The 26,634-nt window shown below is 58.4% G+C and carries 27 protein-coding genes; 19 read left to right on the top strand and 8 right to left on the bottom strand.

The features are described 5' to 3' along the window. Together ATY80_RS24435 and ATY80_RS24440 are read right to left on the bottom strand one after the other, a co-directional pair. Nucleotides 1–1,203, bottom strand: coding sequence for an amino acid ABC transporter permease (locus ATY80_RS24435; RefSeq protein WP_088694879.1), 1,203 nt, complete (start codon nt 1,201–1,203; stop codon nt 1–3). Between the two features lie 95 nt (nt 1,204–1,298). Beyond that, entirely contained in the window at nt 1,299–2,324 is a 1,026-nt protein-coding gene (locus tag ATY80_RS24440; protein WP_088694880.1) for an amino acid ABC transporter substrate-binding protein, read from the bottom strand. A 368-nt stretch (nt 2,325–2,692) separates the two neighbouring features. On the opposite strand from ATY80_RS24440, the gene ATY80_RS24450 reads away from it, so the two are divergent. Next, entirely contained in the window at nt 2,693–3,883 is a 1,191-nt protein-coding gene (locus ATY80_RS24450; RefSeq protein WP_088694882.1) for a cystathionine beta-lyase, read from the top strand. Here ATY80_RS24450 and ATY80_RS24455 read toward each other — a convergent pair whose 3' ends face one another. Continuing rightward, a complete protein-coding gene (locus tag ATY80_RS24455) occupies nt 3,884–5,035 on the bottom strand; it encodes an FAD-dependent monooxygenase (RefSeq protein WP_088694883.1) in 1,152 nt (383 codons plus the stop codon). A 25-nt stretch (nt 5,036–5,060) separates the two neighbouring features. After that, nucleotides 5,061–5,306: a zinc-finger domain-containing protein gene (locus ATY80_RS24460; protein ID WP_007790335.1), complete on the bottom strand. Its 246-nt coding sequence runs from the start codon at nt 5,304–5,306 to the stop codon at nt 5,061–5,063. Nucleotides 5,307–5,461: 155 nt separating this feature from the next. On the opposite strand from ATY80_RS24460, the gene ATY80_RS24465 reads away from it, so the two are divergent. From ATY80_RS24465 to ATY80_RS24500, 8 genes are all read left to right on the top strand, one after another. After that, nucleotides 5,462–6,247 (top strand): alpha/beta hydrolase, encoded by a 786-nt coding sequence (locus ATY80_RS24465; protein ID WP_088694884.1) that lies wholly within the window; start codon nt 5,462–5,464, stop codon nt 6,245–6,247. 116 nt (nt 6,248–6,363) lie between these two features. Continuing rightward, the gene (gene cysE, locus ATY80_RS24470) at nt 6,364–7,197 is read left to right on the top strand and encodes a serine O-acetyltransferase (RefSeq protein WP_088694885.1); all 834 of its coding nucleotides are present in this window, start codon (nt 6,364–6,366) and stop codon (nt 7,195–7,197) included. A gap of 127 nt (nt 7,198–7,324) precedes the next feature. Beyond that, the gene (locus ATY80_RS24475; protein ID WP_007532353.1) at nt 7,325–7,528 is read left to right on the top strand and encodes a DUF3126 family protein; all 204 of its coding nucleotides are present in this window, start codon (nt 7,325–7,327) and stop codon (nt 7,526–7,528) included. Nucleotides 7,529–7,781: 253 nt separating this feature from the next. Then, on the top strand, nt 7,782–8,186 hold the full coding sequence (locus ATY80_RS24480; RefSeq protein WP_088694886.1) for a DUF3597 domain-containing protein: 405 nt from the start codon (nt 7,782–7,784) through the stop codon (nt 8,184–8,186). A 231-nt stretch (nt 8,187–8,417) separates the two neighbouring features. Beyond that, the gene (locus tag ATY80_RS24485) at nt 8,418–8,789 is read left to right on the top strand and encodes a phasin family protein (RefSeq protein WP_088694966.1); all 372 of its coding nucleotides are present in this window, start codon (nt 8,418–8,420) and stop codon (nt 8,787–8,789) included. Nucleotides 8,790–9,049: 260 nt separating this feature from the next. Continuing rightward, entirely contained in the window at nt 9,050–9,403 is a 354-nt protein-coding gene (gene clpS / locus ATY80_RS24490; protein ID WP_008526939.1) for an ATP-dependent Clp protease adapter ClpS, read from the top strand. A gap of 10 nt (nt 9,404–9,413) precedes the next feature. After that, complete coding sequence (clpA, locus tag ATY80_RS24495) at nt 9,414–11,915, top strand: ATP-dependent Clp protease ATP-binding subunit ClpA (RefSeq protein WP_088694887.1); 2,502 nt, start codon at nt 9,414–9,416, stop codon at nt 11,913–11,915. Between the two features lie 110 nt (nt 11,916–12,025). After that, nucleotides 12,026–12,970, top strand: a complete 945-nt coding sequence (locus ATY80_RS24500) for a phosphatase PAP2 family protein (protein WP_088694888.1) — start codon at nt 12,026–12,028, stop codon at nt 12,968–12,970. Here ATY80_RS24500 and ATY80_RS24505 read toward each other — a convergent pair whose 3' ends face one another. The 4 genes from ATY80_RS24505 to ATY80_RS24520 all read right to left on the bottom strand — a co-directional run bounded on the left by ATY80_RS24505 (nt 12,971) and on the right by ATY80_RS24520 (nt 15,899). Beyond that, on the bottom strand, nt 12,971–13,396 hold the full coding sequence (locus tag ATY80_RS24505) for an HIT family protein (protein WP_088694889.1): 426 nt from the start codon (nt 13,394–13,396) through the stop codon (nt 12,971–12,973). Nucleotides 13,397–13,449: 53 nt separating this feature from the next. Beyond that, nucleotides 13,450–14,640, bottom strand: a complete 1,191-nt coding sequence (locus ATY80_RS24510; RefSeq protein ID WP_088694890.1) for a GNAT family N-acetyltransferase — start codon at nt 14,638–14,640, stop codon at nt 13,450–13,452. A gap of 78 nt (nt 14,641–14,718) precedes the next feature. After that, the gene (locus tag ATY80_RS24515; RefSeq protein ID WP_088694891.1) at nt 14,719–15,438 is read right to left on the bottom strand and encodes a glycerophosphodiester phosphodiesterase; all 720 of its coding nucleotides are present in this window, start codon (nt 15,436–15,438) and stop codon (nt 14,719–14,721) included. Continuing rightward, on the bottom strand, nt 15,438–15,899 hold the full coding sequence (locus tag ATY80_RS24520; protein WP_088694892.1) for a RidA family protein: 462 nt from the start codon (nt 15,897–15,899) through the stop codon (nt 15,438–15,440). The genes ATY80_RS24515 and ATY80_RS24520 overlap by 1 nt, the downstream gene beginning before the upstream one ends. Nucleotides 15,900–16,036: 137 nt before the next feature. Between ATY80_RS24520 and ATY80_RS24525 the strand changes: the two genes are divergently transcribed. From ATY80_RS24525 to bamA, 10 genes are all read left to right on the top strand, one after another. Further along, a complete protein-coding gene (locus ATY80_RS24525; protein WP_088694893.1) occupies nt 16,037–16,873 on the top strand; it encodes a cell envelope integrity EipB family protein in 837 nt (278 codons plus the stop codon). A gap of 119 nt (nt 16,874–16,992) precedes the next feature. After that, nucleotides 16,993–17,709: a pentapeptide repeat-containing protein gene (locus tag ATY80_RS24530; RefSeq protein WP_189637257.1), complete on the top strand. Its 717-nt coding sequence runs from the start codon at nt 16,993–16,995 to the stop codon at nt 17,707–17,709. Nucleotides 17,710–17,937: 228 nt separating this feature from the next. Continuing rightward, nucleotides 17,938–18,705, top strand: coding sequence for a 30S ribosomal protein S2 (gene rpsB, locus ATY80_RS24535; protein WP_088694894.1), 768 nt, complete (start codon nt 17,938–17,940; stop codon nt 18,703–18,705). Nucleotides 18,706–18,949: 244 nt separating this feature from the next. Next, a complete protein-coding gene (gene tsf, locus ATY80_RS24540; protein WP_088694895.1) occupies nt 18,950–19,876 on the top strand; it encodes a translation elongation factor Ts in 927 nt (308 codons plus the stop codon). A 93-nt stretch (nt 19,877–19,969) separates the two neighbouring features. Continuing rightward, nucleotides 19,970–20,692 (top strand): UMP kinase, encoded by a 723-nt coding sequence (gene pyrH / locus ATY80_RS24545; RefSeq protein WP_088694896.1) that lies wholly within the window; start codon nt 19,970–19,972, stop codon nt 20,690–20,692. Nucleotides 20,693–20,743: 51 nt separating this feature from the next. After that, complete coding sequence (gene frr, locus ATY80_RS24550) at nt 20,744–21,304, top strand: ribosome recycling factor (protein WP_007790369.1); 561 nt, start codon at nt 20,744–20,746, stop codon at nt 21,302–21,304. A gap of 43 nt (nt 21,305–21,347) precedes the next feature. Then, nucleotides 21,348–22,094 (top strand): isoprenyl transferase, encoded by a 747-nt coding sequence (locus ATY80_RS24555; RefSeq protein ID WP_088694897.1) that lies wholly within the window; start codon nt 21,348–21,350, stop codon nt 22,092–22,094. Continuing rightward, nucleotides 22,094–22,927, top strand: coding sequence for a phosphatidate cytidylyltransferase (locus tag ATY80_RS24560; RefSeq protein WP_088694898.1), 834 nt, complete (start codon nt 22,094–22,096; stop codon nt 22,925–22,927). Before ATY80_RS24555 ends, ATY80_RS24560 begins: the two co-directional genes overlap by 1 nt. A 28-nt stretch (nt 22,928–22,955) precedes the next feature. Beyond that, nucleotides 22,956–24,089, top strand: coding sequence for an RIP metalloprotease RseP (gene rseP, locus ATY80_RS24565; protein ID WP_088694899.1), 1,134 nt, complete (start codon nt 22,956–22,958; stop codon nt 24,087–24,089). Nucleotides 24,090–24,284: 195 nt separating this feature from the next. Continuing rightward, the gene (gene bamA, locus ATY80_RS24570; RefSeq protein WP_088694968.1) at nt 24,285–26,621 is read left to right on the top strand and encodes an outer membrane protein assembly factor BamA; all 2,337 of its coding nucleotides are present in this window, start codon (nt 24,285–24,287) and stop codon (nt 26,619–26,621) included. Nucleotides 26,622–26,634: the final 13 nt, after the last annotated feature.

Below are 26,634 nucleotides of genomic sequence, written 5' to 3' on the forward strand. Positions count from 1 at the left end.
TTATCTCTCCACCAACGCCATTTTGGCATTGAACCAGTTCATGAACAGCGAAGTGAGGATGCTGAGCGTGAGATAGACAACCGCCCAGATGAACACGATTTCGATCGCCTGTCCGGTCTGGTTGAGGATGGTGCCGCCAACCGCGACGAGATCCGCGAAACCGATGGCGATCGCCAGCGATGAGTTCTTCGTCAGGTTCAGGTACTGGCTGGTCAGCGGAGGAATGATGATACGCAGCGCCTGGGGGACGACAACGAGGCGCGTGATGCTTGACGGATGGAGGCCAAGCGCACCGGCAGCCTCCGACTGGCCCTTGGGAACGCCGCGAATGCCAGCGCGGACGATTTCGGCAATGAAGGCCGCAGTGTAGAAGGATAGAGCCAGGAACAGCGACATGAATTCCGGCCCGACGACGGAGCCGCCGGTGAGATTGAATTTGCCTGCAATGGGAACGTCAAACGACAGAGGCATGCCGGCCAGAAAGAAGGTCAATATCGGCAGGCCCACAATCAGAGCGATGGACGTCCAGATCGTGTGGAACTGTTTGCCGGTGGTAGCCTGGCGTTTGTGCGCCCAGCGCGCAACAACCGTGGAAGCGATGATCCCGACGATGATCGCTATACCGACCACCCATATGCCTTCACCGAAAATCGGCTTCGGAAAAGCAAGGCCGCGGTTGTTGAGGAACATGCTGAAGGGCAGGTGGAGGGAATCTCTCGGTCCAGGCAGGACGGCAAGGACGCCTTGGTACCAAAAGAAGATGACGAGCAGCGGCGGAATGTTTCGGAAGACCTCGACGTAGACCGTGCACAGCTTCGAGATCAGCCAATTATGTGACAAGCGGCCGATACCGACGACGAAACCGATGATCGTTGCGGTAATAATCCCGGTTACGGCGACCAGCATGGTATTGAGAAGGCCGACCAACAATGCGCGCCGATAAGTGGCATCGCTGGAATAGTCGATCAGCGACTGACCGATGTCGAAGCCCGACCGACCGTTCAAGAACCCGAAGCCAGACGCAGTGCCGGTGCGGGCCAAATTCTGGGCCGTGTTATGGGTGACCCACCACACGAATCCGACGAGGATCACGATGGTGAGAACTTGAAAGAAAATGCCCCGAAACCTCGGGTCGTAGATCACTGATTGGAAACTCCAGCCAGTGCTTTGCACATGCGACGTGTGCACAGCCTCTTGCGTCATGCCGAGCCTAATCCCCTATGAGCCCGTTTTCGGGCTTTTCTCTTTATGATGGGGAGGCGGCAAACCGCCTCTCCAAGTCTTGAAGGTCTATCCGATCAACGGACCGGCGGAGCGTATTGGATGCCACCCTTGTTCCACAGCGCGTTCAGGCCGCGCTCGATCTTGAGCGGGCTGCCTTTACCGACGTTGCGGTCGAAGACTTCACCGTAGTTTCCGACGCCCTTGATGATGTTATAGGCCCACTCGTTGGTAAGCCCCATGTCGGTACCGATCTTTGTATCGGTTTCCGTACCGAGGAAGCGCTTGATATCGGGATTTGCAGAGTTCTTCATCTCATCGACGTTTGCCTGGGTAATCCCGAACTCTTCAGCATTGACGAGGGCATAGGCCGTCCACGATACGATATCGAACCACTGATCGTCGCCCTGGCGAACGGCCGGTCCGAGCGGCTCCTTCGAGATGATTTCCGGAAGAACCACATGTTCGTCGGGATTCTTCAGCGTCAGGCGCAGTGAGTAGAGGCCGGACTGGTCGGTCGTGTAGACATCGCAACGACCAGCGTCGTAGGCGGCGTTGACTTCTTCAAGCTTCTCGAAGACGACCGGATTGTACTGGAGGTTGTTCGACTTGAAGTAATCGGCGAGGTTCAGTTCCGTCGTTGTGCCGGCCTGGACGCAAACGGCGGCACCTGAAAGTTCGAGCGCCGACTTCACGTTAAGGCTCTTGCGAACCATGAAGCCCTGACCGTCATAATAGGTGACTGGACGGAAGTTGAAGCCTTGCGCGGTATCGCGGTTGATGGTCCACGTCGTGTTGCGCGATAGAACATCGACTTCGCCCGACTTCAGAGCCGGGAAGCGGTCCTTGGCCGACAGTGGCGTGTACTTCACTTTAGTCGGGTCGCCGAAGACGGCGGAGGCAACTGCCTTGCAGAAGTCGACGTCGAAGCCGGCCCAATTGCCGGAAGCGTCAGGCTGCGCGAAACCAAGAAGGCCGGTGTTGACGCCGCACTGAACAAAACCCTTTGCCTTTACGTCTTCGAGCGTGGTGGCAGAAGCTGCCGAAGCGCCAAGTCCGAAAACTGCTGCGCCGATGGCGGCGGACAGAAGCTTAATCTTCATTTTTCCCAACCTTTTCCTTTGTCTTATCTTTTTGTGGGAGCGTTCGCCGAAGCACGCGGAACCTCCCATATGACCCGACACCCTCCCGGCGCGAGTGGTTCTATCACAGTCGCAAATGTCACCATGGTCAAGTGTCGCAGTGAAAGATTGCGTGATATTTCGGCAATTCTCTAATTGAGGCGCGCAAAATAAGCAGATGACTATCGAAATGGCGGCCGTTGCCGAAAAAAATCGCGAAAAATCACTGATATATCTGAAGAATCTGCATGGCAGGGATGCTGTACGTGGTCCGGCTTCGGGGTTGACCGATCGTTTCGTGCGGTTCAAGAGTTTGCCGACCGCATCTTATCGCCAAAGGCATTCCCAATATGAAAGATAAAGAAGGCCCGCTTCAGAACGCTGGCATCAACACGCGCCTTTCCCATCTCGGCAACGACCCGGCCGAATACCACGGTTTCGTCAATCCGCCGGTTGTTCACGCCTCGACAGTCCTCTTTCCAAATGCGCGAGCAATGGAAACCCGTGGACAGAAATACACCTACGGAACGCGCGGGACTCCGACAACCGATGCCCTTTGTGAGGCGATCGATGCGCTGGAAGGGTCGGCCGGAACGATTCTCGTACCGTCGGGACTGGCGGCTGTGACCGTCCCGTTCCTGGCGTTGCTATCTTCTGGTGACCACGCATTGATCGTCGACTCGGTCTATGGGCCGACCCGGCATTTCTGTGACACGATGCTGAAGCGTCTCGGTGTCGAGGTAGACTATTACGATCCAATGGTTGGTGCGGGCATCGAGGCGCTGATCAAGCCGAACACCAAGCTCGTCCACACGGAGGCGCCCGGCTCGAATACCTTCGAGATGCAGGACATTCCGACGATCGCAGCAATCGCGCACAAGCACGGTGCGGTCGTGACGATGGACAACACCTGGGCGACGCCTGTCTACTTCAAGCCGCTGGACTTCGGTGTCGATGTCTCCATTCACGCAGCCACCAAATACCCGTCCGGGCATTCCGATATCCTGATGGGTACGGTCTCCGCAAACGCCAAATACTGGTCGCAGCTCCACGAAGCGAACATCACGCTCGGCATTTGCGGTGCGCCCGACGACGCCTACCAGATCCTGCGCGGTTTGCGCACCATGGGCGTGCGCCTGGAGCGCCATTACGAAAGTGCGCTCACGATTGCCAAATGGCTGGAGGGCAGGGAGGACGTTGCCAAGGTGCTGCATCCGGCGCTATCGAGCTTCCCGTCGCACGAATTGTGGAAGCGCGACTTCAAGGGCGCGAGCGGCATCTTCTCTTTCGTGCTTGCCGTCGACGCACCGGAAAAGTTCAGGGCCAAGGCCCATGCTTTCCTCGATGCGCTGCAGATCTTCGGCCTCGGTTGGTCGTGGGGCGGCTTCGAAAGCCTCGCCATTCACGTCAACCTGAGCGATCGCCGCATTCGAACGGCGCCAACCGAAGGACCGGTCATCCGCCTGCAGATCGGGCTTGAGGACGTCGTTGATATCAAGGCCGATATCGAGCGCGGTTTCGCCGCGGCAAAGGCCGTCTGATCAGGCGCCGGCTTGGTAGCCGTAGATCCAGTCGAGATCCGCCGCGAGGCTTTGCGGCGGTCTTAATGCCAGAACGATATCGCGCCCGATGCGCACCGGCCCGCGGGCGTGATAGGCAAACTGGTTGAATGCACCGCGCTGGCGCAGCCGCGCTATCCGCGGTGTGCGATGTGCTTCGAACAACCGCAGCGCTTCGGCAACCGGCCGTGTTGCCACGAACATCGCAAGCTCATAGGCGTCCTCGATCGCCATTGCAGCGCCCTGTGCCGCAAAGGGCATCATTGCATGCGCGGCGTCGCCAATAAGGACGCAATCGCGGCCGTTTTGCCAACGCCCATTTTTCGTTTCATAGAGAGGCCAGAAGGTGATGTCGCCCGTCCTCGCGAAAAGTTCGGCCACGGCAGGGTGCCACCGGGAAAACCGCGAAAGCAGTTGTTGACGCTGCGCTTCCGTCGGCTGGCTGGTCCAGTCATGCGATGTGGCGTTGCCGGCAGTGATCGCCACCATATTGAAACTGCTGGTTTCACGGAGCGGATAGCAGACGAGGTGTGCCGCCGGACCAAGGAATGCCGAGACGCTCGTGCGTTCAAGAAAGGTGGGCGCGTTTGCCGCGTCTATCGTGAAGCGGTAGGCGATGTTGCCGGAGAAGCGAGGCGAGGGGCTGCCTTCGATGTCTTCCCGAACCTGCGACCAGACGCCGTCGGCACCAATCAGAAGATCCGCCGGGCGGGATAGGTCCGACAATACCCGGCTCTTGATCCGCGCTCCCAGATGCAGCTTGCAAAGTGGCTCCTTGGAGACCGCGTCAAGCAGCGCCCGCTGCAAGGTGGAGCGATGGAGGACACCATAGGGCGCGCCCCACCGGGCGCGTGCAAATCCACCAGCAGGAACGGCTGCGAGCTGACGCAGCGTGGTTCCGGACATAAGCCGAATGGAATCTGGCTCGAGCCAGGTGTCGGTCAGGTGCTCGAGGACGCCCAGTTCCGCCAGAATGCGAGAAGCATTCGACGAAATCTGCAGACCTGCCCCGACTTCGGTCAGTTTAGGTGCCTGCTCGAAAATCTCGGAACTGATGCCGTGCCGCGCCAGCGCCAGTGCAGTCGTAAGCCCCGCTACGCCCGCGCCGACGATGGCGGCATGTTCTGCCGGCATAGGTTGTCCGATCTTAGATTGCGTCTCAGGCAGCCTTGACGTGGAAAACGCAGCCAGCCGGATTGGTCTGGTTTGCCTTCAGCGCACCATTGAAACGGTAGAGGGTCGAGCAGTAGGAGCAGACCTTCTCGTTCTCATCGCCCATGTCGATGAAGATGTGCGGATGATCGAACGGAACGGAGGCGCCGGTGCACATGAACTCTTTCACACCGACTTCGATAACGCGGTGTCCGCCGTCGTTCTGGAAGTGGGGAATATTGTGGCCGGCCATGTTCGTCTCCGAATGCTTTGTAATGTGCGCGGACCTTATAGTCCTTCACTGCAAATGTGTAGAGCCAAAGAGTGTCCCGGCGCACAGTTTTTGCAACTGCGAGGGTTTCAGTTCGGTGACCTATAAAATATGGTCCGGCAAAAAAGGACAGTCCGATGAACTTGAATACGCCCGCTTTTTCCAGCTTCACACATGATGGTCTGAAGCTTGCCTTCTTTGATGAAGGCGATCCGTCCGGGGCGCCGGTTCTGCTGATCCACGGTTTTGCCTCCAGCGCCAACGTGAACTGGGTTCATCCGGGTTGGCTGAAGACCTTGGGTGATGCGGGTTATCGGGTCATTGCCATCGACAACCGCGGACACGGCGCAAGTGACAAGCCACGCGACGCCGAGGCCTATCGTCCCTGGCATATGGCGAGCGATGCAATTGCGCTCCTCGATCACCTCGGGATTTCTGAAGCCAACCTCATCGGTTACTCGATGGGAGCCCGCATTTCCGTCTTCGCGGCACTTGCCCATCCAGACCGGGTCCGCTCTCTGGTTCTCGGCGGCCTGGGGATCGGCATGACGGATGGGGTCGGCGATTGGGATCCGATTGCGGATGCCTTGTTGGCCCAGTCGCTTGATGATGTCGTCCACGATCGCGGACGCATGTTCCGGGCTTTCGCCGATCAGACGAAGAGTGACCGTGAAGCGCTCGCCGCCTGTATCAAGGGATCTCGCGATCTTGTCGCACGGTCCGACATGACGAAAATCGACGCTCCGACACTGATTGGCGTTGGAACTAAGGACGATATCGCGGGTTCAGCTCAGGAGCTTGCGGCATTGATGCCCCATGCCCAGGCCCTTGATATTCCTGGCCGCGATCACATGCTGGCCGTGGGAGACCGGGTTTTCAAGAAGGCAGTGCTGGAGTTTTACGCCGAAGTCTCCGGGCGGTGATATGGGATTTGTCGTGGCGGTTCGAGGACCGCGGGAACGATTCCCGACGCACCCATTTATGTTAACAGGTTTTTGCCCTATATAGAGCCGATCCTACGCATACGAGGAGACCTTTCATGGTCGCAAAGACAGACATTCGCTCTCTTGAGACAGGCAATCCTCTCAAGGTGATGGATCCGATCTGGGACAGCCTGCGCGACGAAGCGCGCGCTGCCGCAGAAAATGATCCGGTGCTGGCCGCATTTCTCTACTCGACCGTGCTGAATTATCGGTCGCTCGAGGAGTGCGTGATCTACCGCATCTGCGAACGTCTCGATCACCCGGACATGCAGGCGATCCTGCTGCGCCAGACCTTCGATCAGATGCTGGACGATTGGCCGGAGTGGAGTGCCATTCTGCGCGTCGACATCCAGGCGATCTATGATCGCGACCCCGCGTGCCTGCGCTTCATGGAAGCCGTACTCTATTTCAAGGGATTCCACGCGCTGCAGACGCACCGCCTGGCGCATTGGCTGCTGAACCGCGGTCGGCGCGATCTGGCGCTCTATCTGCAAAGCAGATCGTCGAGTGTTTTCCAGACCGACATCAATCCCGCGGCGCGTATCGGCAGGGGCATCTTCCTCGATCATGCCACCGGGCTGGTCGTCGGCGAAACCGCTGTGATCGGCGACAACGTGTCGATCCTTCATGGTGTCACGCTCGGTGGTACCGGCAAGGAAGGCTCGGACCGGCATCCGAAGATCGGCAGCGGTGTCCTGATCGGCGCTGGTGCCAAGATTCTCGGTAACATCGAGATCGGCTATTGCTCGCGCATTGCCGCAGGCTCTGTCGTGCTGAAGGCGGTGCCGCCTAAGACGACCGTGGCGGGCGTGCCGGCCAAGGTGGTCGGAGAAGCAGGGTGTTCGGAGCCGTCGCGAATAATGGATCAGGTGATCGGCGCGGATATCTGAGCCGCGCGTCACTTAACAGCGTGGCATATCGGCGGGGATAGCGTTCATGCGTCCGTCCCCCGTGCCTTTACAGCGCCGTCTTTCCCATGCAAGAAGCGGCCAACCGAGACCGCTCAGGAGATGCAGTGTGAAGCCCGAAGAAATCAAGAAACTCGACGCCTATTTCAAGCGCACGTTCAACCCGCAGGTGATCGTCAAGGCACGCCCGCGAAAGAATGATTCCGCGGAAGTCTATCTCGGCGAAGAATTTCTGGGTGTCGTCTATATCGATGACGAGGACGGCGACCGCTCCTACAATTTCTCGATGGCGATCCTCGACGTCGATCTTTGATCCGTGATTGATGGGCGGCTCGTCTTTCGCCGCCCGTCTGCCCAGACCGCAACCGCGAGCGGCTGGCTTCTTAAGGCGGGCCGATCGATCGACCTGCAGCGCGGCTCAAGCCTTGATCTCGCAAACCTCCGATTGTTTCTTTTCGCAGGGCAATCTTTAGCGGAAAAACAAGCCTCCTTCTCTGGACCACCCCGCCGGATGCTCCATCTCCCCCTTGAGCATGTGCTCTAGTGTCAATGGAGGAATGCCGAGGATGGGTATTTTCGACAAGATCAAGCATGCGATTTTTGGTGAGGCCGTAGCTGCTCCGGCCACTCCGTCCGCCACACCTGCGCCACCGCCGACTGCAGCAGCGCCAAGCGACACGCCAGCATCCCAGCAGGTGTCGGCAGCCGCGGCGGCGATCGATATCGTGCCGCTATTGGACGCGGCGGTGAAGAAAAGCGGACAGAAACTGGACTGGCGCCACTCGATCGTCGATCTCATGAAGGCTGTCGGCATGGACGCGAGCCTTGCGGAGCGCAGAGAGCTTGCGACGGAACTTGGCTTCAAAGGCGATCCGCACGACACCGCCACCATGAACATGTTCCTGCACAAGGCGTTGATGAAGCGACTTGCCGAGAACGGCGGAAAGGTTCCTGCGGAGCTTCTCGATTGAGGGCTCTATGCCATCGGCGCCGTGGCGACATTTTTGATAAAGCTTCTGGTTGCGGCGCTTCTGATATATTTTAGCAAAATCAATTATTCAAATATGACCATCCTGCGCGGCCAAAAGTAAAAGCATCAAGGATGCAATCACGGATTGTTTTGCAATGCACAATACTGCTTGACTATTTGTGCGCCGCAGCTACGCTTCATCCTGCTGCAAAGGCCAAGGAGGATGATGGTCATGTTGAACTTCGATGAAGCGAGCCGGAAGAGCAAGGAAGCCATGGATACGATGCTGAAGAGCTATTCCGATACCGCCAAAGGCTTTCAGGCAATCGCTGTTGAAGGGGTCGAGTACTCGAAGAAGTCTTTTCAGGACGCGGTGACGCATTTTGAAAGCCTGTCCGGCGCTCGTAGCCTCGAAGCGGCGTTCGAGTTGCAGACCAACTATGTGAAAAGCGCATACGAAAGCTTCGTGAGCGAAGCCACCAAGCTCGGCGAAATGTATTCCGATCTCGCCAAGAACGCCTACAAACCATACGAAGCGCCTGTCGTGGCAGCGACCGCAAAGGCAACGAAAGCCGCTGCAGTTGTCCCGCCCGCCGCGGCGTAAAGATACGCGGCACAGCCCGCATAGCTCTTGAAAAACGAAGACCGGCTACGCATCTGCGGCCGGTCTTTTCTTTTTTCACGGTGCCCATCGGCTGCCGTCACCAGTTTTTGTGTCTTTGCGTTGAGACTGGCCGAATTGTGATTGCAGTGTGAAACGAGGGGCTTAAAATCGCTCCAGGATGAACTAAGTTAGTATTTCGAATATTCGGCGGAAAAGCAGCCCTCCCATGCCCCGCCGGACCGATCGAGGAATGAAGGAAAATGATCGCAAAGCCGATCCGGATGCAAAACGATAGCGAAAGGAACGGGGACAACGGAAATCGCGGAACCTCGGTCATCACACGCACCAAACCGAAGACCAAGAAGCCTAATCTCTACCGCGTGCTACTCTTGAATGACGACTACACTCCCATGGAATTTGTCATTCATATCCTCGAGCGTTTTTTTCAGAAGGATCGTGAAAGTGCCACCCGCATTATGCTCCACGTCCACAACCACGGCGTCGGTGAATGCGGAATATTTACATACGAGGTGGCGGAGACGAAGGTGAGTCAGGTGATGGACTTCGCCCGACAGCACCAGCATCCGCTGCAATGCGTCATGGAAAAGAAGTGAGGATCTGAACGTGCCAACATTTTCGCCTAGTCTTGAGAAGGCGCTCCATCAGGCACTGACCTTTGCTAACGAGCGGCATCATGAATATGCCACGCTCGAGCATCTGCTGCTCGCCCTGATCGACGATGCCGATGCCGCCGCCGTTATGGGGGCCTGCAACGTCGACCTCGACGCGCTACGCAAAACGCTTGTTGAATATGTCGATAACGAACTCTCCAATTTGGTCACCGGCTATGACGAGGACTCCAAGCCGACCTCCGGCTTCCAGCGCGTTATCCAGCGAGCGGTGATCCATGTGCAGTCGTCTGGCCGCGAAGAGGTGACAGGTGCTAACGTCCTGGTTGCGATCTTCGCCGAGCGAGAGAGCCATGCGGCCTACTTCCTGCAGGAGCAGGAAATGACCCGTTACGATGCGGTCAACTACATCTCGCACGGGATCGGTAAGCGACCGGGCTCGTCAGAATCGCGTCCGCCACGTGGTGCCGACGATGGCGAATCTGAGAGCAAGCCAACGTCACGTGGCAGCGGCGAGCAGGAAGAGGGCGGTCCGAAGAAGCAGCAGGATGCTCTGAAGGCCTACTGCGTGAACCTCAACGAGAAGGCAAAGGGCGGCAAGATCGATCCGTTGATCGGCCGTCAGGCAGAGGTCAATCGGACCATCCAGGTCCTGTGCCGTCGGTCAAAGAACAATCCGCTCTACGTGGGCGATCCCGGCGTCGGCAAGACGGCGATTGCCGAAGGCCTTGCCAAGCGCATCGTCGAAGGCAAGGTGCCGGAAGCCTTGGCCGATGCCACCATCTTCTCGCTGGATATGGGCACGCTGTTGGCTGGCACACGCTATCGCGGCGATTTCGAAGAGCGTCTGAAGCAGGTCGTCAAGGAGCTGGAAGAATATCCGGGCGCCGTACTGTTCATCGACGAGATCCACACCGTCATCGGTGCGGGTGCGACGTCGGGCGGCGCGATGGATGCCTCGAATCTGTTGAAGCCGGCTCTGTCCTCGGGCGCGATCCGCTGCATCGGTTCGACCACCTATAAGGAATACCGCCAGTTCTTCGAGAAGGACCGTGCTCTGGTTCGCCGCTTCCAGAAGATCGACGTCAATGAACCGTCGATCGATGATGCGATCGAAATCATGAAGGGCCTGAAGCCTTACTTCGAGGAATATCATCACCTGCGTTACTCGAACGAAGCGATCAAGACCGCCGTCGAGCTGTCAGCCCGTTACATTTCGGACCGCAAGCTGCCTGACAAGGCAATCGATGTGATCGATGAGACTGGTGCTGCCCAGATGTTGCTGCCGCCGTCCAAGCGCCGCAAGCTGATCACCGAAAAGGAGATCGAGGCAACTGTCGCGACGATGGCCCGCATCCCGCCGAAGACCGTGTCGAAGGACGACGAAGCCGTTCTTGCCAATCTCGAGCAGGAACTGCGCTCGGTCGTCTACGGCCAGGACAAGGCGATCGAAGCGCTGTCGACCTCGATCAAGCTCGCTCGCGCGGGCTTGCGCGAACCGAACAAGCCGATCGGCTCCTATGTCTTCTCCGGCCCGACTGGCGTCGGCAAGACCGAGGTTGCCAAGCAGTTGGCATCGTCGCTGGGGGTCGAACTCCTGCGCTTCGACATGTCCGAATACATGGAGCGGCATACGGTATCGCGTCTGCTCGGTGCACCTCCCGGCTATGTCGGCTTCGACCAGGGCGGCCTCCTGACCGACGGCGTCGACCAGCATCCGCATTGCGTTGTGCTGCTCGATGAGATCGAGAAGGCGCATCCTGACATCTATAACATCTTGTTGCAGGTGATGGACCACGGCGCGCTGACGGACCACAACGGCAAGAAGATCGACTTCCGTAACGTCATCCTGATCATGACGACCAACGCGGGCGCATCGGAGATGGCCAAGGCCGCGATTGGCTTCGGCTCGTCCAAGCGGACAGGCGAAGACGAAGAGGCGCTAACCCGCCTGTTCACGCCCGAGTTCCGCAACCGCCTCGACGCGATCATCCCGTTCGCGGCGCTTCCGACGGAAGTCATCTATAAGGTTGTGCAGAAGTTCATCATGCAGCTCGAAGCACAGCTTTCGGAACGGAACGTCACCTTCGACCTGCACGAGGATGCGATCGCATGGCTGGCTGAAAAGGGCTACGACGACAAGATGGGCGCCCGCCCGCTTGCCCGCGTCATCCAGGACGTCATCAAGAAGCCACTCGCAAACGAAATCCTTTTCGGGAAGCTACGGAAAGGTGGCGTGGTCCACGTCACTGTCGGGCCGAAGGAAGACGGAAAGCCGGATATCATTTTGGAAGCGGTGCCGGATAGCGCTCCGATCAAGCCGAAGCCGGAAGCAGAAGTCGTCCATCCGGAGGCCGATGACGAGGATGACGGCGAGCTGAAGACGAAGACCCGCACGAAGAAGACGACGGCCAGGAAGGCAAAGGCAGTCGTCGAACATCAGGCGAAGAGCCCGCCCAAGAAGGGCAGTGCGGTTCCGAGAGTTCCGAAGAAGTAAACTGAGAAAAGGCGGCTGCGACAGCCGCCTTTTTCTTTGTCCCACTGGAGATCGCTTAGACAATTCTTAAATGAACCGGCTTTATATCGGCTCCAGCAAGGAGCCTCACGATGGCGTTTCTGCCGGCTGAACGTTTCATCATTTTGATCATCGCGACGTTGGCGCTGCTTGATGTCGGCCTGTTGTTATTGAAGGGCGTTGGCATCGACGTTGCCGGATATGCGAGCCTCGTCGCTTGCGGGGCGTTCCTGCTTGCACTTGGCCAATTCTATCGCCAGGTCCGCCGCAACGAACGGATTGCCGTGACGGCCACTGCCGCCGGTCTCTTCGTGCTGTTCACGATTGCCGGCTCGGTATTCAACTATCTGCTCCTGCCGCTGCGGTTCCAGTTTATCGATCCCGCTCTTGGCCGGTTTGATGAAGCGCTGGGTTTTCATTGGCCTGCCTTCGTGACGTGGGCTTCCCAATATCCACGCACGGGAATGCTGCTGAGGGTGGTTTATGCATCGTCACTGCCGCAGTTGCTTGCCATTCTGCTGATCCTGGGCTTTAGCGGGCACATGAGGCTGCTTCATCACTTTCTGATGACTGGCGTTGTGGGAGCGCTGTTGGCAATCATTTTCTGGTCCTTCTTGCCGTCGTTTGGCGCCTCCGCGATCTACCAGTTGCCACCCGAGGTGACCGAGGCCGTTCCACTTGCCGTGGGGCCTGACTATAATGCTAAGGTTGTCGAACTGGGACGCAACGGCGTGACCTATTTGACGCCCAGAAATGTTCTCGGTCTGATTGGATTTCCGTCATTCCACACGGTCATGGCAGCCATGTCCGCATGCTTCATGATCCGTCGCGGGGCGCTCGCCGCACCGTTCCTCGTTTTGAATACACTAATGGTGCCCGCCGTCCTGATACAGGGTGGGCACCATTTTATTGACGTGTTCGGAGGTTTGCTGGCCTTCGCCCTTGCGTACATGCTCGCCAATGCCGCACTCCGCCAATTTGAAAAGGTGCAACAGCGTCAGCCCGACGATCGCACGTTGACCGCTGGCAACGCCTGATCAAAGCTCGGCTCTGATCTTCTCTGCGTTCGCAGCAAGCACTGCATTGTTTTCCATCTGGCCCGAATGCGGGCGCAGCGCCATGCCTTCGTAACGCGGAATGACATGGAAGTGCAGGTGAAAAACGGTCTGGCCAGCGGCAGGCTCGTTGAACTGGCAGACGAAGACGCCATCGGCCTCGAAGGCTTCCTTGACCGCTTTGGCGATCTTCTGGACGACGGGAATCGTCTTGGCGAGAGCTGTCGGGTCCGCATCGAGTAGGTTGCGCGACGCCGCCTTGGGAACAACAAGCACGTGACCAGGTGCTTGAGGCATCACGTCCATGAAGGCGACAGTGTCGTTGTCTTCGTAAATGCGGTGCGAGGGGATTTCGCCGCGCAGGATCTTGGCGAAAATGTTGTTGTTGTCGTAGGCGGCGCTGGTCATACAAAATCTCCTCGTTGCTCTTGTGACCGCGTAGCGCGGCAGGGGCGAGAGCGTCAATCCTCCTGCTGGCGCTCGCCCTTTCGAAACGGGCTGTGCTCCGTCAAGATCTCGTTCATGTGCTCGACGTCGTCGCGCTCCCGCTCGAGATAGTCGGCAATCGCCCGGCGCAGACCGGCATGTGCAACATAGTGCGCTGAGTGGGTTGTCACCGGCAGGTAACCTCGTGCCAGCTTGTGTTCACCCTGCGCGCCGGCTTCCACTCGCTTGAGGCCTCTTTCAAGGGCAAAGTCGATCGCCTGATGGTAGCAGACTTCGAAATGCAGGTATGGGTGGTCCTCGATGCAGCCCCAATGGCGGCCGTAGAGCGCATCACCACCGATGAAGTTGATCGCACCGGCAATATAGCGCCCGTCACGCTTTGCCATGATGAGCAGGATGTCGTCGGGCATGCGCTCGCCGATCAGCGAGTAGAACTTGCGCGTCAGGTAGGGTCGGCCCCATTTTCTGCCGCCCGTGTCCATGTAGAACTCGAAGAACTGGTCCCATACCCGTTCAGTCAGATCGCGACCGGTCAGCCAATCGACGCTGATGCCATGTTCGAGGGCGGTGCGGCGTTCCTTGCGAAGCGCCTTGCGCTTGCGCGACGCGAGCGTTTCCAGAAATTCCTCGTGATTGGCGTAACCTTCGTTGACGAAGTGGAACTGCTGATCCGTCCTATGAAGGTAGTCCTCGCCTTCAAAGATGCCGATTTCGTCCTCGGGTACGAACGTAATATGAGCGGAAGAGACGCCAAGCCGGCGCACGACTTCCTTGAGACTCTCGGCTATGGCGTGCTGGATCGGGAGGCGCTGCAAACCTTCGGCGACAAGCAGACGCGGGCCGGTCGCGGGCGTAAAGGGAATGGAGCATTGGAGCTTCGGATAGTAGCGTCCGCCGGCTCGCTCGAAGGCATCGGCCCAGCCGTGGTCGAAAACATATTCGCCCTGGCTATGGTTCTTGAGATAACCGGGCAGGGCGCCGATGAGCTCGCCTTTGTCCGTTTCCAACAGAAGATGGTGGCCCATCCAGCCGGATTGCGCCGTCGCCGATCCCGATTCTTCCAGCGAGGACAGGAAAGCATGCGACACGAACGGATTATAGGCGAGCGCGCCGCCTTTTGGGGAGGTCCCGGAAAGCAGCGACCAGCTCTCCGGGGAAATCGCGGTAAAGGACCGCTCGATGCGGATTGAAAGTTCGTCTGTCATGGAGCGAATGCGAGACCGTTTGGGAGGAGAATAGGGCTCATCGACAGTCTGCGCATGATCTTGTCCAAAAAGCGAGCGTCAAGCCGAAACGCGCGGATCGAATCCCTCGAATGTCATCTGGTCGGCATTCTCGAAGGTGTGCTTTCGCGCCTTTTCATCGCGCACGGTCCAGGTGATGACGACGACACCCTTTTCGCGCTGCGCTGTGATGAAGGGGTTAGGCAGATCGGCAAAGAAATAGGAGATGAAGTCGAGGCCGAGTTCCATGGCCTTTTCGTGGACTTCGAACTCTTGCGGCTTGTTGCCGCCCGCCGTCAGCCCAAGCGGATAGGGGGCATTAAGCGCCTTCAGATCGCGAAGCAGCCAGTGGTCGAAGCTCATCAGGGCAACCTTGCCTTCATAGCCTTCAAGCACTTCGAGAACTGCTTCCGCAAATCCCTCGTCGTCGGCCTCGCGGCCTTTCAGCTCGATAACCAGCGGAACCCGGCCTTTTACCAGATCCAGCAGCTGCCGCAACGTGGGGATCTTGTCGGCCGTTCCGCCGACGGAGATGAGGCCGAGTTCTTGTGACGTCCGCTCGCGCACGTCACCCTTGAGATTGCAGAGGCGTTCCAGATCCTCGTCGTGGAAGACAACAGGTACGCCATCGGACGCATAATGCAGGTCGCATTCGATCGCGAAGCCTGCTTCGACCGCGCGGGAAAAGGCGGAGAGCGTGTTTTCCCACACCGCCTTGTTGAGGTCATGGTAGCCGCGGTGGGCGACGGGCTGTTCCTTGAGCCATGCAGCCGCGGTCATCAGGCAATTTCCACGATTGCGTCGATTTCGACAGCGGCGTTCATCGGCAACGCGGCCATGCCGACGGCGGCGCGCGCATGCTTTCCGGCCTCACCGAGGACGCCTGCGATCAAGTTGGAGGCGCCATTGATGACGAGGTGCTGTTCAACGAAATCGGGCGTCGAGGCCACGAAGCCATTGAGTTTGATGACGCGCTTGATGCGGCTGAGATCGCCGAGAGCAGACTTTGCCTGGGCAAGAATATTGATGGCACAGAGCTCTGCGGCACGCTGGCCGGTTGCGACGTCGACAGCCTTGCCCAAATGACCCGTAATTATTTTGCCGTTCTCGAGCGGTAGCTGCCCGGAGATGTAGAGAAGGTTGCCACTGATGACATAGGGGACGTAGTTTGCGGCCGGTGCGGCAGCTTCAGGCAGGGATATCCCCATTTCTTTCAGGCGCGCAGCGATTTGATCGGACATTTTCCTCTCCGCTTTTGTTGTCAATAGTTCTAAAATTATGCATCAAGGCTTGGAATCTAGATTGTGACATTTTCGAGCCTCGATTTGGCCGAAAGCGTTCTTATAACATTGCAGGCGAGTTCAACAGGAGATTGTCAATGTTCCGATCGAGTCTTGCCGCAGTTCTTCTGGCGAGCGTTTCGACGTCCGCCTTTGCGGCTGCGCCAGCGACCAGCGCCGCGATTGCGACTGGCCTCGTCGCTCATCGGGCGGTCTACGATCTGGAATTGAAGGATGCCTCCGAGCGCTCCGGGATCTCCGGCATGTCCGGCCGAATGGTCTACGAGTTCGAGGGTAACTACTGCACCGGCTTTACCACCAACTTCCGCTTCGTGACGCAGATCGATACGGGCGATGCTGTCCGCGTCAGCGACCAGCAGACGAAGACCTTCGAGAACCTCAAGGATCGCCGATTCACTTTCGACACCAAGTCCTTTACCGATGACCAGCTCGACAAAGAGGTCAACGGTGCTGCGCAGGATCAGGCTGAAGGGGTAAAGGTTGCTCTGACGCAGCCGACCAGCAAGGAACTGCAGCTCGCCGCGAGCCGGTTCCCGACCGAACATATGCTGGACGTGATCGAGAATGCCAAGGCTGGCAAGCGGCTGTTCGAGGCGCGCGTCTTCGACGGCTCGGATGATGGGGACAAGGCGCTGGTAACGACGACCGTCGTCGGCAAACAGGTGGCGCCTGCGACCGATGAGGCCGATGCGGGTAATGCGGGAGCCTTCGCGAAGGCCGCCTTCTGGCCGGTCACGATCTCGTATTTCAATGAGAACACAAAGACGGACGCTTTGCCTGTCTACCGCATGTCGTTCAAGCTCTACGAAAACGGCATTACGCGTGATTTGACGATGGACTATGGCGACTTTGTTCTAAGCGGCCGGCTTGCGAAGCTCGAACTGCTCGACAGCAAATCGGCGGCCTGCAAATAATCGTCGTGGCACGCTCACCGCGACGATTGTCGGTATGTCTAAGCAAACCCTCTCTATGTTAGGAATCCGGAAGGGCGCTGATTTGGGCGTAACAGTACAGTCGGATTGGAGTGAGGAACTTGGCGATACAGCATGGTGTATTGGGTGGTGGACTCGTCGGCATCTCAACCGGACTGGTCGCGCTGACGTTGTTCTCGAGCGCTCCTGCGTTGGCGTCGAATTGCAGCAGCACGCCGGTGGCAGGCATCGATTGGAGTGAGTGCAGCAAGAAGAACCTCATGCTGCAGGGGAGCGATTTTCAGGGCGCGAACCTGGCGGATGCCGATCTCACCCTGACCAATCTGAGCGGCACGAACCTGACCTCCGCGAATCTGGAAAAGGCAACGCTGGTGCGCGCCTGGTTCACGGGGGCGCAGGCAGGCAAGGCGAATTTCTCGAAGATCGAGGCGTTTCGGGCCGGATTCGAGAATGTTTCCGCTGAGGGCGCATCCTTCGCCGGAGCTGAACTGCAGCGCGCCAATTTCAACGGCGCAAAGCTCAGCGGCGCGAATTTCGAGAAGGCCGAGCTCGGTCGCGCAAGTTTTAATAAGGCGGTGCTGACCGGCGCTAGCTTCTCCCTCGCCAATCTTTCGCGTGCCGACCTCAGTGGCGCCACCTTTGACGGGCCGATCGCCCTGGATCGTGCCTTCATGTTTTTGACGCGAATCGAAGGGCTTGATTTGTCCGCCGCAACCGGCCTTGAACAAGAGCAGGTCGATCTCGCCTGTGGCGACGCTAAGACAAAATTGCCGACAGGCCTTTCCGCGCCGGCAAGCTGGCCATGTGCCTCCGATTGACGGAGCGTTGCAGCGTCGCGCCGATACGGCCGGTCTCCCGCGACTTTCTTTGTCGCTTTTTTTGCGGGAAGCCTTGATTTTCCTCGGAAGGGGGGGTAAGGGCACCCGCATTCCACACGTAAGGCATGGGATTGTCCGGGAGAAATCCGGATGGTTCCGCCCGGTGGCATTCCTCGAAGAGGATGCTGTTAGCCTTGCGGAGGTTCAACCGGAAAAGGATAACAAGGCATGGCATTGCCCGATTTTTCTATGCGCCAGCTCCTCGAAGCAGGCGTCCACTTCGGCCACCAGACGCACCGCTGGAACCCGAAGATGAAGCCGTACATTTTCGGCGATCGCAACAACATCCACATCATCGACCTCGCACAGACGGTTCCGATGCTGTCGCGCGCCCTGCAGGTTGTCTCCGACACCGTTGCTCGTGGCGGCCGCGTTCTCTTCGTTGGCACCAAGCGTCAGGCTTCCGAGCTGATCGCTGACTCGGCCAAGCGTTCCGCTCAGTACTACGTCAACTCGCGTTGGCTCGGCGGCATGATGACCAACTGGAAGACGATCTCCAACTCGATCCAGCGCCTGCGCAAGCTCGACGAGATCCTGTCTTCGGAACAGTCCGGCTACAACAAGAAAGAGCGCCTGAACCTCGAGCGCGAGCGCGAAAAGCTCGACAAGGCTCTCGGTGGTATCAAGGACATGGGCGGCACGCCGGACCTGATGTTCATCATCGACACCAACAAGGAAAAGATCGCGATCGACGAAGCCAAGCGCCTCGGCATCCCGGTTGTCGCAATCATCGACTCGAACTGCGACCCGGACCTGATCGACTATCCGATCCCCGGCAACGACGACGCCTCGCGCGCAATCGCCCTTTACTGCGACCTGATCTCGCGCGCTGCCATCGACGGTATCGCCCGTCAGCAGAGCTCGTCGGGTCGTGACCTCGGTGCATCGATCGAAGCTCCGGCTGAGCCGGCGCTCGAAGGCGAAGCCGAAGCCTGATAAAAGAAGCAGGCGGACCCAGCGGTCCGCCATGCTTTCCAGAGATTGGGAAAAGGCCGCTCGCGACTTTATAAAGTTCGGCGGCCTTGACCGTTTCAGGCGAGGGAATTCAGTCTCTCGCCATTTGAGTTTCGTTATGACGCGTCTTTCATCACGCTGTCATACATACAGGTACATTTCGTGCCTCAATCCGGTGCCGCACCGCCTTTAGCGGGCCACCGTTTGAACCGACAAGAGGAAGCTTATGACCGAGATTACGGCTGCACTGGTGAAGGAACTGCGCGAGAAGTCCGGCGCAGGCATGATGGACTGCAAGAAGGCGCTGCTCGAAAACAACGGCGACATCGAAGCATCGATCGACTGGCTCCGCGCCAAGGGTATCTCGAAGGCCGACAAGAAGGCTGGTCGTGCTGCCGCTGAAGGCCTGATCGCCATCGCCGGCGCCGGCCACAAGGCTGTTGTCGTCGAGCTGAACTCGGAAACCGACTTCGTTGCCCGAAACGATGCCTTCCAGGATCTGGTTCGCGGCATCGCCAACGTTGCCCTGTCCACCGACGGCACGGTTGAAGCAATTGCTGCTGCAACCTACCCGGCATCCGGCAAGCCGGTCGCCGACACCATCAAGGACGCGATCGCAACCATCGGCGAAAACATGACGCTCCGTCGCGCTGCCAAGCTCGAAGTCGAGCACGGCGTTGTTGCAACCTACATCCACAACGCTGCCGGCGACGGCATCGGCAAGCTCGGCGTTCTCGTCGCTCTGAAGTCGGAAGGCGACAAGGCCGTCCTGACCTCGATCGGCCGCCAGGTTGCAATGCACATCGCTGCGACGAACCCGCTGGCCATCCGCGCCGAGGAAGTCGACGCTGCCGTTGCCGAGCGTGAGCGGAACGTCTTCATCGAACAGGCCCGCGAATCCGGCAAGCCGGACGCCATCATCGAAAAGATGGTCGAAGGTCGTATGCGCAAGTTCTTCGAGGAAGTTGCTCTTCTCTCGCAGGCTTTCGTGATCAACCCCGACCTGACGGTCGGCGCTGCTGTCAAGGAAGCTGAAAAGGAAGCTGGCGCGAAGATCGAAGTCGTCGGCATGGCACGCCTCCTCCTCGGTGAAGGCGTCGAGAAGGAAGAAAGCGACTTCGCTGCTGAAGTTGCCGCTGTCGCCAAGGGCTGATCGACCTATACATGTGAAAACAGAAGGGCATCGCGTGACAACGCGGTGCCCTTCGTGTATCCGGCACACAGCGGTAATATACGAGGAGCCACGATGTCGTCAGAGCCTGTCTACAAACGCGTTCTACTCAAAGCTTCCGGCGAAGCCCTCATGGGCAGCCAGGGATTTGGAATTGATGTAGCGGTCGCAGACCGCATTGCGGCTGACATAGCCGGAGCGCGGCAGATGGGTGTGGAAGTCGGCGTCGTCGTCGGCGGTGGCAACATCTTCCGTGGCGTCGCGGTTGCCTCCAAGGGCGGCGATCGCGTCACGGGCGACCACATGGGTATGCTCGCGACTGTCATCAACGCGCTGGCGCTGGCAACGTCGCTTCGCAAGCTAAACATCGATACTGTCGTGTTGTCGGCCATTGCGATGCCGGAGATCTGCGAGAGCTTTTCGCAGCGCGCCACGCTCTACCACCTGTCGCTCGGCCGTGTCGTGATCTTCGCAGGCGGTACCGGCAACCCGTTCTTCACGACCGACTCGGCAGCCGCATTGCGCGCAGCCGAAATGGGAGCAGAGGCGATCTTTAAGGGAACGCAGGTCGATGGTATTTATTCGGCTGATCCGAAAAAGGACCCTGAAGCGACCCGCTTTGACCATCTGACCCACAAGGAAGTCCTGGATAAGGGCTTGGCCGTCATGGACGTTGCGGCAGTGGCCCTGGCACGGGAGAATTCCATTCCGATCATCGTCTTCTCGATCCACGAGAAGGGTGGTTTCGCTGAAATCCTCAAGGGCGGTGGCCTCAAGACCGTCGTCTCTGATAACTGATTGAGTGGGCGGCCGATTTGCCGCAGCTTCTACCAAGACGGGAGCAATGAAATGAGTGAAGGCATCGACATCAAGGAACTCAAGCGCCGCATGGATGGCGCAATTTCCGCGTTCAAGCACGATATCGCATCGCTGCGCACCGGCCGCGCCTCGGCCAACATTCTCGATCCGGTGATGGTCGAGGCCTACGGTTCGCGCGTGCCGCTGAACCAGGTTGCCAACATCACCGTGCCGGAGCCGCGCATGCTGTCGGTTTCGGTCTGGGACAAGTCGATGGTCAACGCGACCGATCGCGCCATCCGCGAATCCAACCTCGGCCTCAATCCGATCATCGACGGCCAGAACCTGCGCATTCCGCTGCCGGAGCTCAACGAGGAGCGCCGTAAGTCGCTGGTGAAGGTTGCCCACGACTATGCCGAGAAAAGCAAGGTTGCGATTCGCCATGTGCGCCGCGACGGCATGGACGGCCTTAAGAAAGCCGAAAAGGACGGTGTGATTGGGCAGGACGAAAGCCGGGCGCAATCAGATCGTGTGCAGAAGATGACCGACGAGACGATTTCTGAGGTCGACCGCTTGCTTGGCGACAAGGAAAAGGAAATCATGCAGGTTTAAGGCGCGCTGCGGCTGCGCCTTGCCTGCAAGAACCGGACGGGAAATGTCGGAACGAACATTTTTGACTGTGCCAGAACACGTTGCCATCATCATGGATGGCAACGGCCGATGGGCGAAGCAGCGCGGACTTCCGCGCACGATGGGACATCGCAAAGGAGTCGACGCCGTGCGCGAAGCCGTGCGTGTGGCCGGCGACGTGGGGATCAAATATCTCACGCTTTTTGCTTTCTCGTCGGAAAACTGGCGTCGTCCGGAAACGGAGGTCTCTGATCTCCTTGGATTGCTGAAAGCTTTCATTCGTCGTGACTTGGCGGAACTCCATCGCCAGAACGTGCGCGTGAAAGTCATTGGTGACCGACACAGCCTCAAGAGTGACATCCTCAATCTTCTCGTGGACGCGGAAGAGACCACAAAGGCGAATACCGCGCTGACGCTCGTTATCGCCTTCAACTATGGTTCGCGCGACGAGATCGCTCGTGCCGTGGCAGGCCTTGCACGTGACGTCGAGGCAGGCCGGCTGAGGGCGCAGGACATTTCTCCTTCGCTGATCAACGCCCGGTTGGATACCGCTGGGATCCCGGATCCCGATCTGATCATCCGCACGAGTGGCGAAGAACGTCTCTCCAACTTCCTGCTTTGGCAGGCGGCTTACTCCGAGTTCATTTTCGTTCCCGAGTATTGGCCCGACTTCAGCCGGGAAATTTTCTACTCGGCGCTGGAGACTTTCGCGTCGCGCGACCGTCGCTTTGGCGGACTGGTGGCACAGACGGCTGCGGCAGTGGGCACCTGATGCAGCAGGAGCTGAAGCTACGCATTGTCTCCGGCGTAATTCTCGCCGCCATTGTTCTGCTCGCCACTTGGTACGGCGGAGTGGCCTTCAGCCTGCTATCGGCATTGATCGGGCTGTTGATCTACTATGAGTGGTCGACCATCACGAAGCTCGCCACGGAACAGCCGGTCGCCAACGCCGTTGGTTGGATAGGGCAGGCGGCGATCGCAGTGGCCGTCGTTGCTGGTACCTTGGGCTATTCTCTTCTTCTCCTCGTGCTTTTCTTTCTGATTGCCGTCGGCTTCGTGTTTACGTTGGGCGTGTCGCGCTGGTTTCCCACGGGGGCCGTGTACGCCGGCCTTACAGGAATAGCGCTATCGACCATCCGCGGCGCCGACAGTGTCGGGCTCGTTGCGATGCTCTTCGTATTCGCGGTCGTGTGGTCGACCGACATTCTTGCCTATTTTGTCGGGCGCGCGATTGGCGGCCCGAAGCTGGCGCCGAAGATATCTCCCGGAAAGACATGGTCCGGCGCCATCGGTGGCGCCGTATCCGCGGTGATCGCCGGCAGCCTGGTTGCCTATTTTGCCTTTCCGGAAAGCGTCGTGCTGGTGGCGCCGGTCGCGTTCATACTGTCAGTCTGTAGCCAGAGCGGCGATCTCTTCGAATCCTTCATCAAGCGCCGCTTCGGCGTCAAGGATTCGAGCCATCTGATCCCCGGGCACGGCGGCGTCATGGACCGTGTCGACGGGCTCATTTTCGCCTGCTTTGCGGCGTTCTTGCTAGCTGTGCTTTTTTCGCTGATAAAGGGCGGCGAAATAACGTCGCTCGGTGCAGCCCTGTTCGGCGTATAATGTCTGCAAAGGCTGGCGGAAAGATCAGATGCTTGGCTTGACCGGTATATTGGCGTTCCTGACGGGCTATATCGTGCCCTTCGTCCTCGTCTTGTCGTTGCTCGTCTTCGTGCACGAGATGGGGCACTATCTTGTCGGGCGCTGGAGCGGCATCCGGATATTGGCGTTCTCGATCGGCTTTGGTCCGGAACTCATCGGCTTCACGGACAAGCAGGGAACCCGCTGGAAGCTTTCATTGATACCGCTTGGCGGCTACGTCCGCTTTTTCGGCGACGAGGACGTATCGAGCAAGCCCGATGACGACAAGATCGCCGCGATGTCGGAAGAAGACCGCGCGCGTTCGTTCGCTGGCGCGAAGCTGTGGAAGCGCGCCGCAACCGTAGCTGCCGGCCCGATTGCGAACTTCATCCTTGCGATTGCGATTTTTGCAGTTCTTTTCTCGATCTACGGCCGATCGATCGCCGATCCTGTTGTCGCGGAAGTCAAGCCGGGCAGCGTCGCGGCTGAGGCCGGCATCGCGCCGGGCGATCTGCTGATCGCCATTGATGGCACGAAGGTAGAGACCTTCGATGACGTGCGGCGCTACGTCAGCATTCGGCCCGAGCAGCGGATCATTGTGACGATTGAGCGCAACGGCGAGAAGCTGGATGTGCCCATGGTGCCGGCCCGGACTGACATGACCGATCAGTTCGGCAACAAGATCGAAATCGGTCTTATCGGTATCGTTACGAACCAGGAGGTCGGGCACTTCCGGGTGCAGACCTATTCGCCGCTGGAGGCGGTCAAGGAAGGCGCGATCCAGACCTGGCACATCGTAACCGGGACTTTCAAGTATATCGGCAATCTGGTCTCCGGTTACATGAAGCCCGACCAGCTTGGCGGACCGATCCGCGTCGCACAGGCTTCCGGCCAGATGGCGACGTTGGGCGTTGCAGCTTTGCTGCAGCTTGCTGCTGTCTTGTCGGTTTCTATCGGATTACTGAACTTGATGCCGGTACCGGTACTTGATGGCGGTCATTTGATGTTCTATGCGATTGAAGCGGTTAGGGGAAAACCGTTGGGTTCTTCTGCCCAGGACATTGCGTTCCGCATTGGCTTGGCGATGGTTTTGAGCTTGATGGTTTTTGCCACCTGGAACGATATAAGTGCTTTAATTGGCTGATTGCCGGACGAGGGAAAATTACCGTTTATTTACGATGTTTCAAAGCTGTAGTGGCGAATGCGTCACGCTTTGAAATGAAGTAAACAGAAATTAACTTGCTCCCTTGCTTGTATGTCAAAAGCGGGTAAAACGACACACGTGGCCGGAATCGGGGGACGCCTGAAGCCGGGGACGAGAAAAAAGGTAATGGGTGAAATGAAGGCTGGTTCAAGATTTTTGAACGCAGTATCGGCGGTTGCGCTGTCTGCAGGTATTGTTGCTTCGGGGGCAGGTGCAACGGTTTTCGTCTCGGCAACGACGGCAGAAGCTGCAGTTATTCAGCGTATTGATGTGCGTGGTGCCAGCCGTGTCGGCGCTGAGGCCGTCCGCTCAAACCTTACAATCCAGCCTGGCAAGAGCTTCTCCAATACCGATATCGATGACTCGGTGAAGCAGCTTTACGACACTGGCTATTTCTCTGACGTGAAGATTTCCGTCTCTGGCGGCACGCTGGTTGTTTCCGTCCAGGAAGCGCAGCTCATCAACCAGGTCGTCTTCAACGGCAACCGCAAGATCAAGGACGACAAGCTTGCTGCTGTCGTGAAGACGCATGCGGCCGGACCTTTCAACGACGCGCAGATCCAGTCGGACATTCAAGCGATCAAGGATGCGTACGCCGCGACCGGTCGCAGTGAGGTCCAGGTAACCACGCAGGTCGTGCCCCTCGGCGAGGGACGTGTGAATCTGGCTTTCGTCATCGACGAAGGTGATCGCACCAAGATTGCCGCTATTAATTTCGTGGGCAACAACGCCTACAGCTCGGGCCGTCTCTCTTCGGTCATCAACACGAAGCGCTCCAACTTTCTGTCGTTCCTGACCCGCAAGGACGTCTACAACGAAGATAAGCTGCGCGCCGACGAAGAGGCGCTGCGTCAGTTCTATTACAATCGCGGATATGCCGACTTCCGTATCATTTCGTCGGATGCGGCGTTCGACGAGGCAACGAACAAATACACGCTGACCTTCAACATCGAAGAAGGCCCGCGCTATGATTTTGGTGCCATAACTGTGCAGTCGACCGTTCCCGGCATCGATTCGACGCAGCTGCAGGGGCTGGTTCGCACGCGCGAAGGCCAGGTCTACAGCGCCAAGGAAGTCCAGAAGTCCATGGAGGCGATCTCCGATCAGGTGGCTTCCGCTGGCTATCCATTTGCGCGCGTAACGCCGCGCGGCAATCGCGATCTGGGCAACAACACGATTGGCGTCGAATACCTGGTCGATCAGGGTGAGCGCGCCTACGTCGAGCGTATTGAAATCCGTGGGAACAGCCGTACGCGCGACTTCGTTATCCGTCGCGAGTTCGACATGAGCGAAGGCGACGCGTTCAATCAGCAGATGATCACGCGCGCAAAGCGCCGCCTCGAAGCTCTCGGCTATTTCTCGTCGGTCAACATCTCGACGCAGCCTGGCAGTTCGCCGGATCGCGTCGTCGTCGTTGTTGATGTGCAGGATCAGGCCACCGGCTCGTTCGGTATTGGCGCGGGCTATGCTGCGGGCGGCGATGGTCTGATCCTCGAAGCCTCGGTTGAAGAAAAGAACTTCCTGGGTCGCGGTCAGTACATCAAGGTCAGTGCTGGTGGCGGCCAAGAGGGCTCCAGAACCTACGGCTTGAACTTCACCGAGCCCTACTTCTTGGGCTATCGTCTGGCCGTCGGTTTCGATCTGAACCACAGCGAGACGTCGAGCAACGACAACTACGACTACGAAGAAAACAGTGGTGTGCTGCGTGCGACGGCGCCGATCACGGAAGATCTGGCAACGACGTTCCGTTACAACTATAAGCAGATGAAATACGATCCTTCGGGATCGCTGAGTGATCTGTCTGCGCCTTACCAGCATCTTGTCGAAGACAGCCCGTGGGTAAAGTCGTCCATTTCGCAGACGCTGACCTACAACACGCTTGACGATATGACGCTGCCTCGCGAAGGCATCTATGCGAGCGTGACGCAGGAAATTGCCGGCCTCGGCGGTGACTCGCAGTTCTATAAGATCTACGGCAAGGCACGCTATTATCACCTGCTGGCAGATGATGCTGATATCATCGGTTCGCTTGCGGGTTCGGCAGGTTACGTCGTCGGCTTCGACAAGCATCTGAATGTCTTTGACCAGTTCACGCTGACCAACGGCGATATCAGAGGCTTTGAGAACAAGGGGATTGGCCCGCGCATTGCCGGCTCTAACGACGACCCGCTCGGTGGCACGACCTACTTTACGGTGTCGGCTGAAGCGACCTTCCCGCTTCCGGCATTCCCGCGCGACTTCGGCCTGCGCGGCGCCTTGTTTGCCGATGCTGGCACGCTGTTTGGCAATGACGTCGATCCGCTTGGCGACAGTGTGAACGGTGAGGACGCATCGCTTCGCGCGTCCGTCGGTGTTGGTCTTATGTGGGCATCGCCGTTTGGTACCCTGCGCGTCGACTACGCGATCCCGGTCGTCAAGGAAGACTTTGACAAAACTCAGAACTTCAAGTTTGGCATAAACAACCAATTCTGATATCGGCAGTCCG

Origin of the sequence: Rhizobium sp. R711, from assembly GCF_002211365.1 — a bacterium.
Lineage (GTDB): Bacteria > Pseudomonadota > Alphaproteobacteria > Rhizobiales > Rhizobiaceae > Rhizobium.

Coding starts and splice junctions, on each gene's coding strand:
- ATY80_RS24435 (WP_088694879.1), bottom strand. CDS start 1,203: ATGACGCAAGAGGCTGTGCACACGTCGCATGTGCAAAGCACTGGCTGG.
- ATY80_RS24440 (WP_088694880.1), bottom strand. CDS start 2,324: ATGAAGATTAAGCTTCTGTCCGCCGCCATCGGCGCAGCAGTTTTCGGA.
- ATY80_RS24450 (WP_088694882.1), top strand. CDS start 2,693: ATGAAAGATAAAGAAGGCCCGCTTCAGAACGCTGGCATCAACACGCGC.
- ATY80_RS24455 (WP_088694883.1), bottom strand. CDS start 5,035: ATGCCGGCAGAACATGCCGCCATCGTCGGCGCGGGCGTAGCGGGGCTT.
- ATY80_RS24460 (WP_007790335.1), bottom strand. CDS start 5,306: ATGGCCGGCCACAATATTCCCCACTTCCAGAACGACGGCGGACACCGC.
- ATY80_RS24465 (WP_088694884.1), top strand. CDS start 5,462: ATGAACTTGAATACGCCCGCTTTTTCCAGCTTCACACATGATGGTCTG.
- cysE (WP_088694885.1), top strand. CDS start 6,364: ATGGTCGCAAAGACAGACATTCGCTCTCTTGAGACAGGCAATCCTCTC.
- ATY80_RS24480 (WP_088694886.1), top strand. CDS start 7,782: ATGGGTATTTTCGACAAGATCAAGCATGCGATTTTTGGTGAGGCCGTA.
- ATY80_RS24485 (WP_088694966.1), top strand. CDS start 8,418: ATGTTGAACTTCGATGAAGCGAGCCGGAAGAGCAAGGAAGCCATGGAT.
- clpS (WP_008526939.1), top strand. CDS start 9,050: ATGATCGCAAAGCCGATCCGGATGCAAAACGATAGCGAAAGGAACGGG.
- ATY80_RS24500 (WP_088694888.1), top strand. CDS start 12,026: ATGGCGTTTCTGCCGGCTGAACGTTTCATCATTTTGATCATCGCGACG.
- ATY80_RS24505 (WP_088694889.1), bottom strand. CDS start 13,396: ATGACCAGCGCCGCCTACGACAACAACAACATTTTCGCCAAGATCCTG.
- ATY80_RS24510 (WP_088694890.1), bottom strand. CDS start 14,640: ATGACAGACGAACTTTCAATCCGCATCGAGCGGTCCTTTACCGCGATT.
- ATY80_RS24515 (WP_088694891.1), bottom strand. CDS start 15,438: ATGACCGCGGCTGCATGGCTCAAGGAACAGCCCGTCGCCCACCGCGGC.
- ATY80_RS24520 (WP_088694892.1), bottom strand. CDS start 15,899: ATGTCCGATCAAATCGCTGCGCGCCTGAAAGAAATGGGGATATCCCTG.
- ATY80_RS24525 (WP_088694893.1), top strand. CDS start 16,037: ATGTTCCGATCGAGTCTTGCCGCAGTTCTTCTGGCGAGCGTTTCGACG.
- rpsB (WP_088694894.1), top strand. CDS start 17,938: ATGGCATTGCCCGATTTTTCTATGCGCCAGCTCCTCGAAGCAGGCGTC.
- tsf (WP_088694895.1), top strand. CDS start 18,950: ATGACCGAGATTACGGCTGCACTGGTGAAGGAACTGCGCGAGAAGTCC.
- pyrH (WP_088694896.1), top strand. CDS start 19,970: ATGTCGTCAGAGCCTGTCTACAAACGCGTTCTACTCAAAGCTTCCGGC.
- frr (WP_007790369.1), top strand. CDS start 20,744: ATGAGTGAAGGCATCGACATCAAGGAACTCAAGCGCCGCATGGATGGC.
- ATY80_RS24555 (WP_088694897.1), top strand. CDS start 21,348: ATGTCGGAACGAACATTTTTGACTGTGCCAGAACACGTTGCCATCATC.
- ATY80_RS24560 (WP_088694898.1), top strand. CDS start 22,094: ATGCAGCAGGAGCTGAAGCTACGCATTGTCTCCGGCGTAATTCTCGCC.
- rseP (WP_088694899.1), top strand. CDS start 22,956: ATGCTTGGCTTGACCGGTATATTGGCGTTCCTGACGGGCTATATCGTG.
- bamA (WP_088694968.1), top strand. CDS start 24,285: ATGAAGGCTGGTTCAAGATTTTTGAACGCAGTATCGGCGGTTGCGCTG.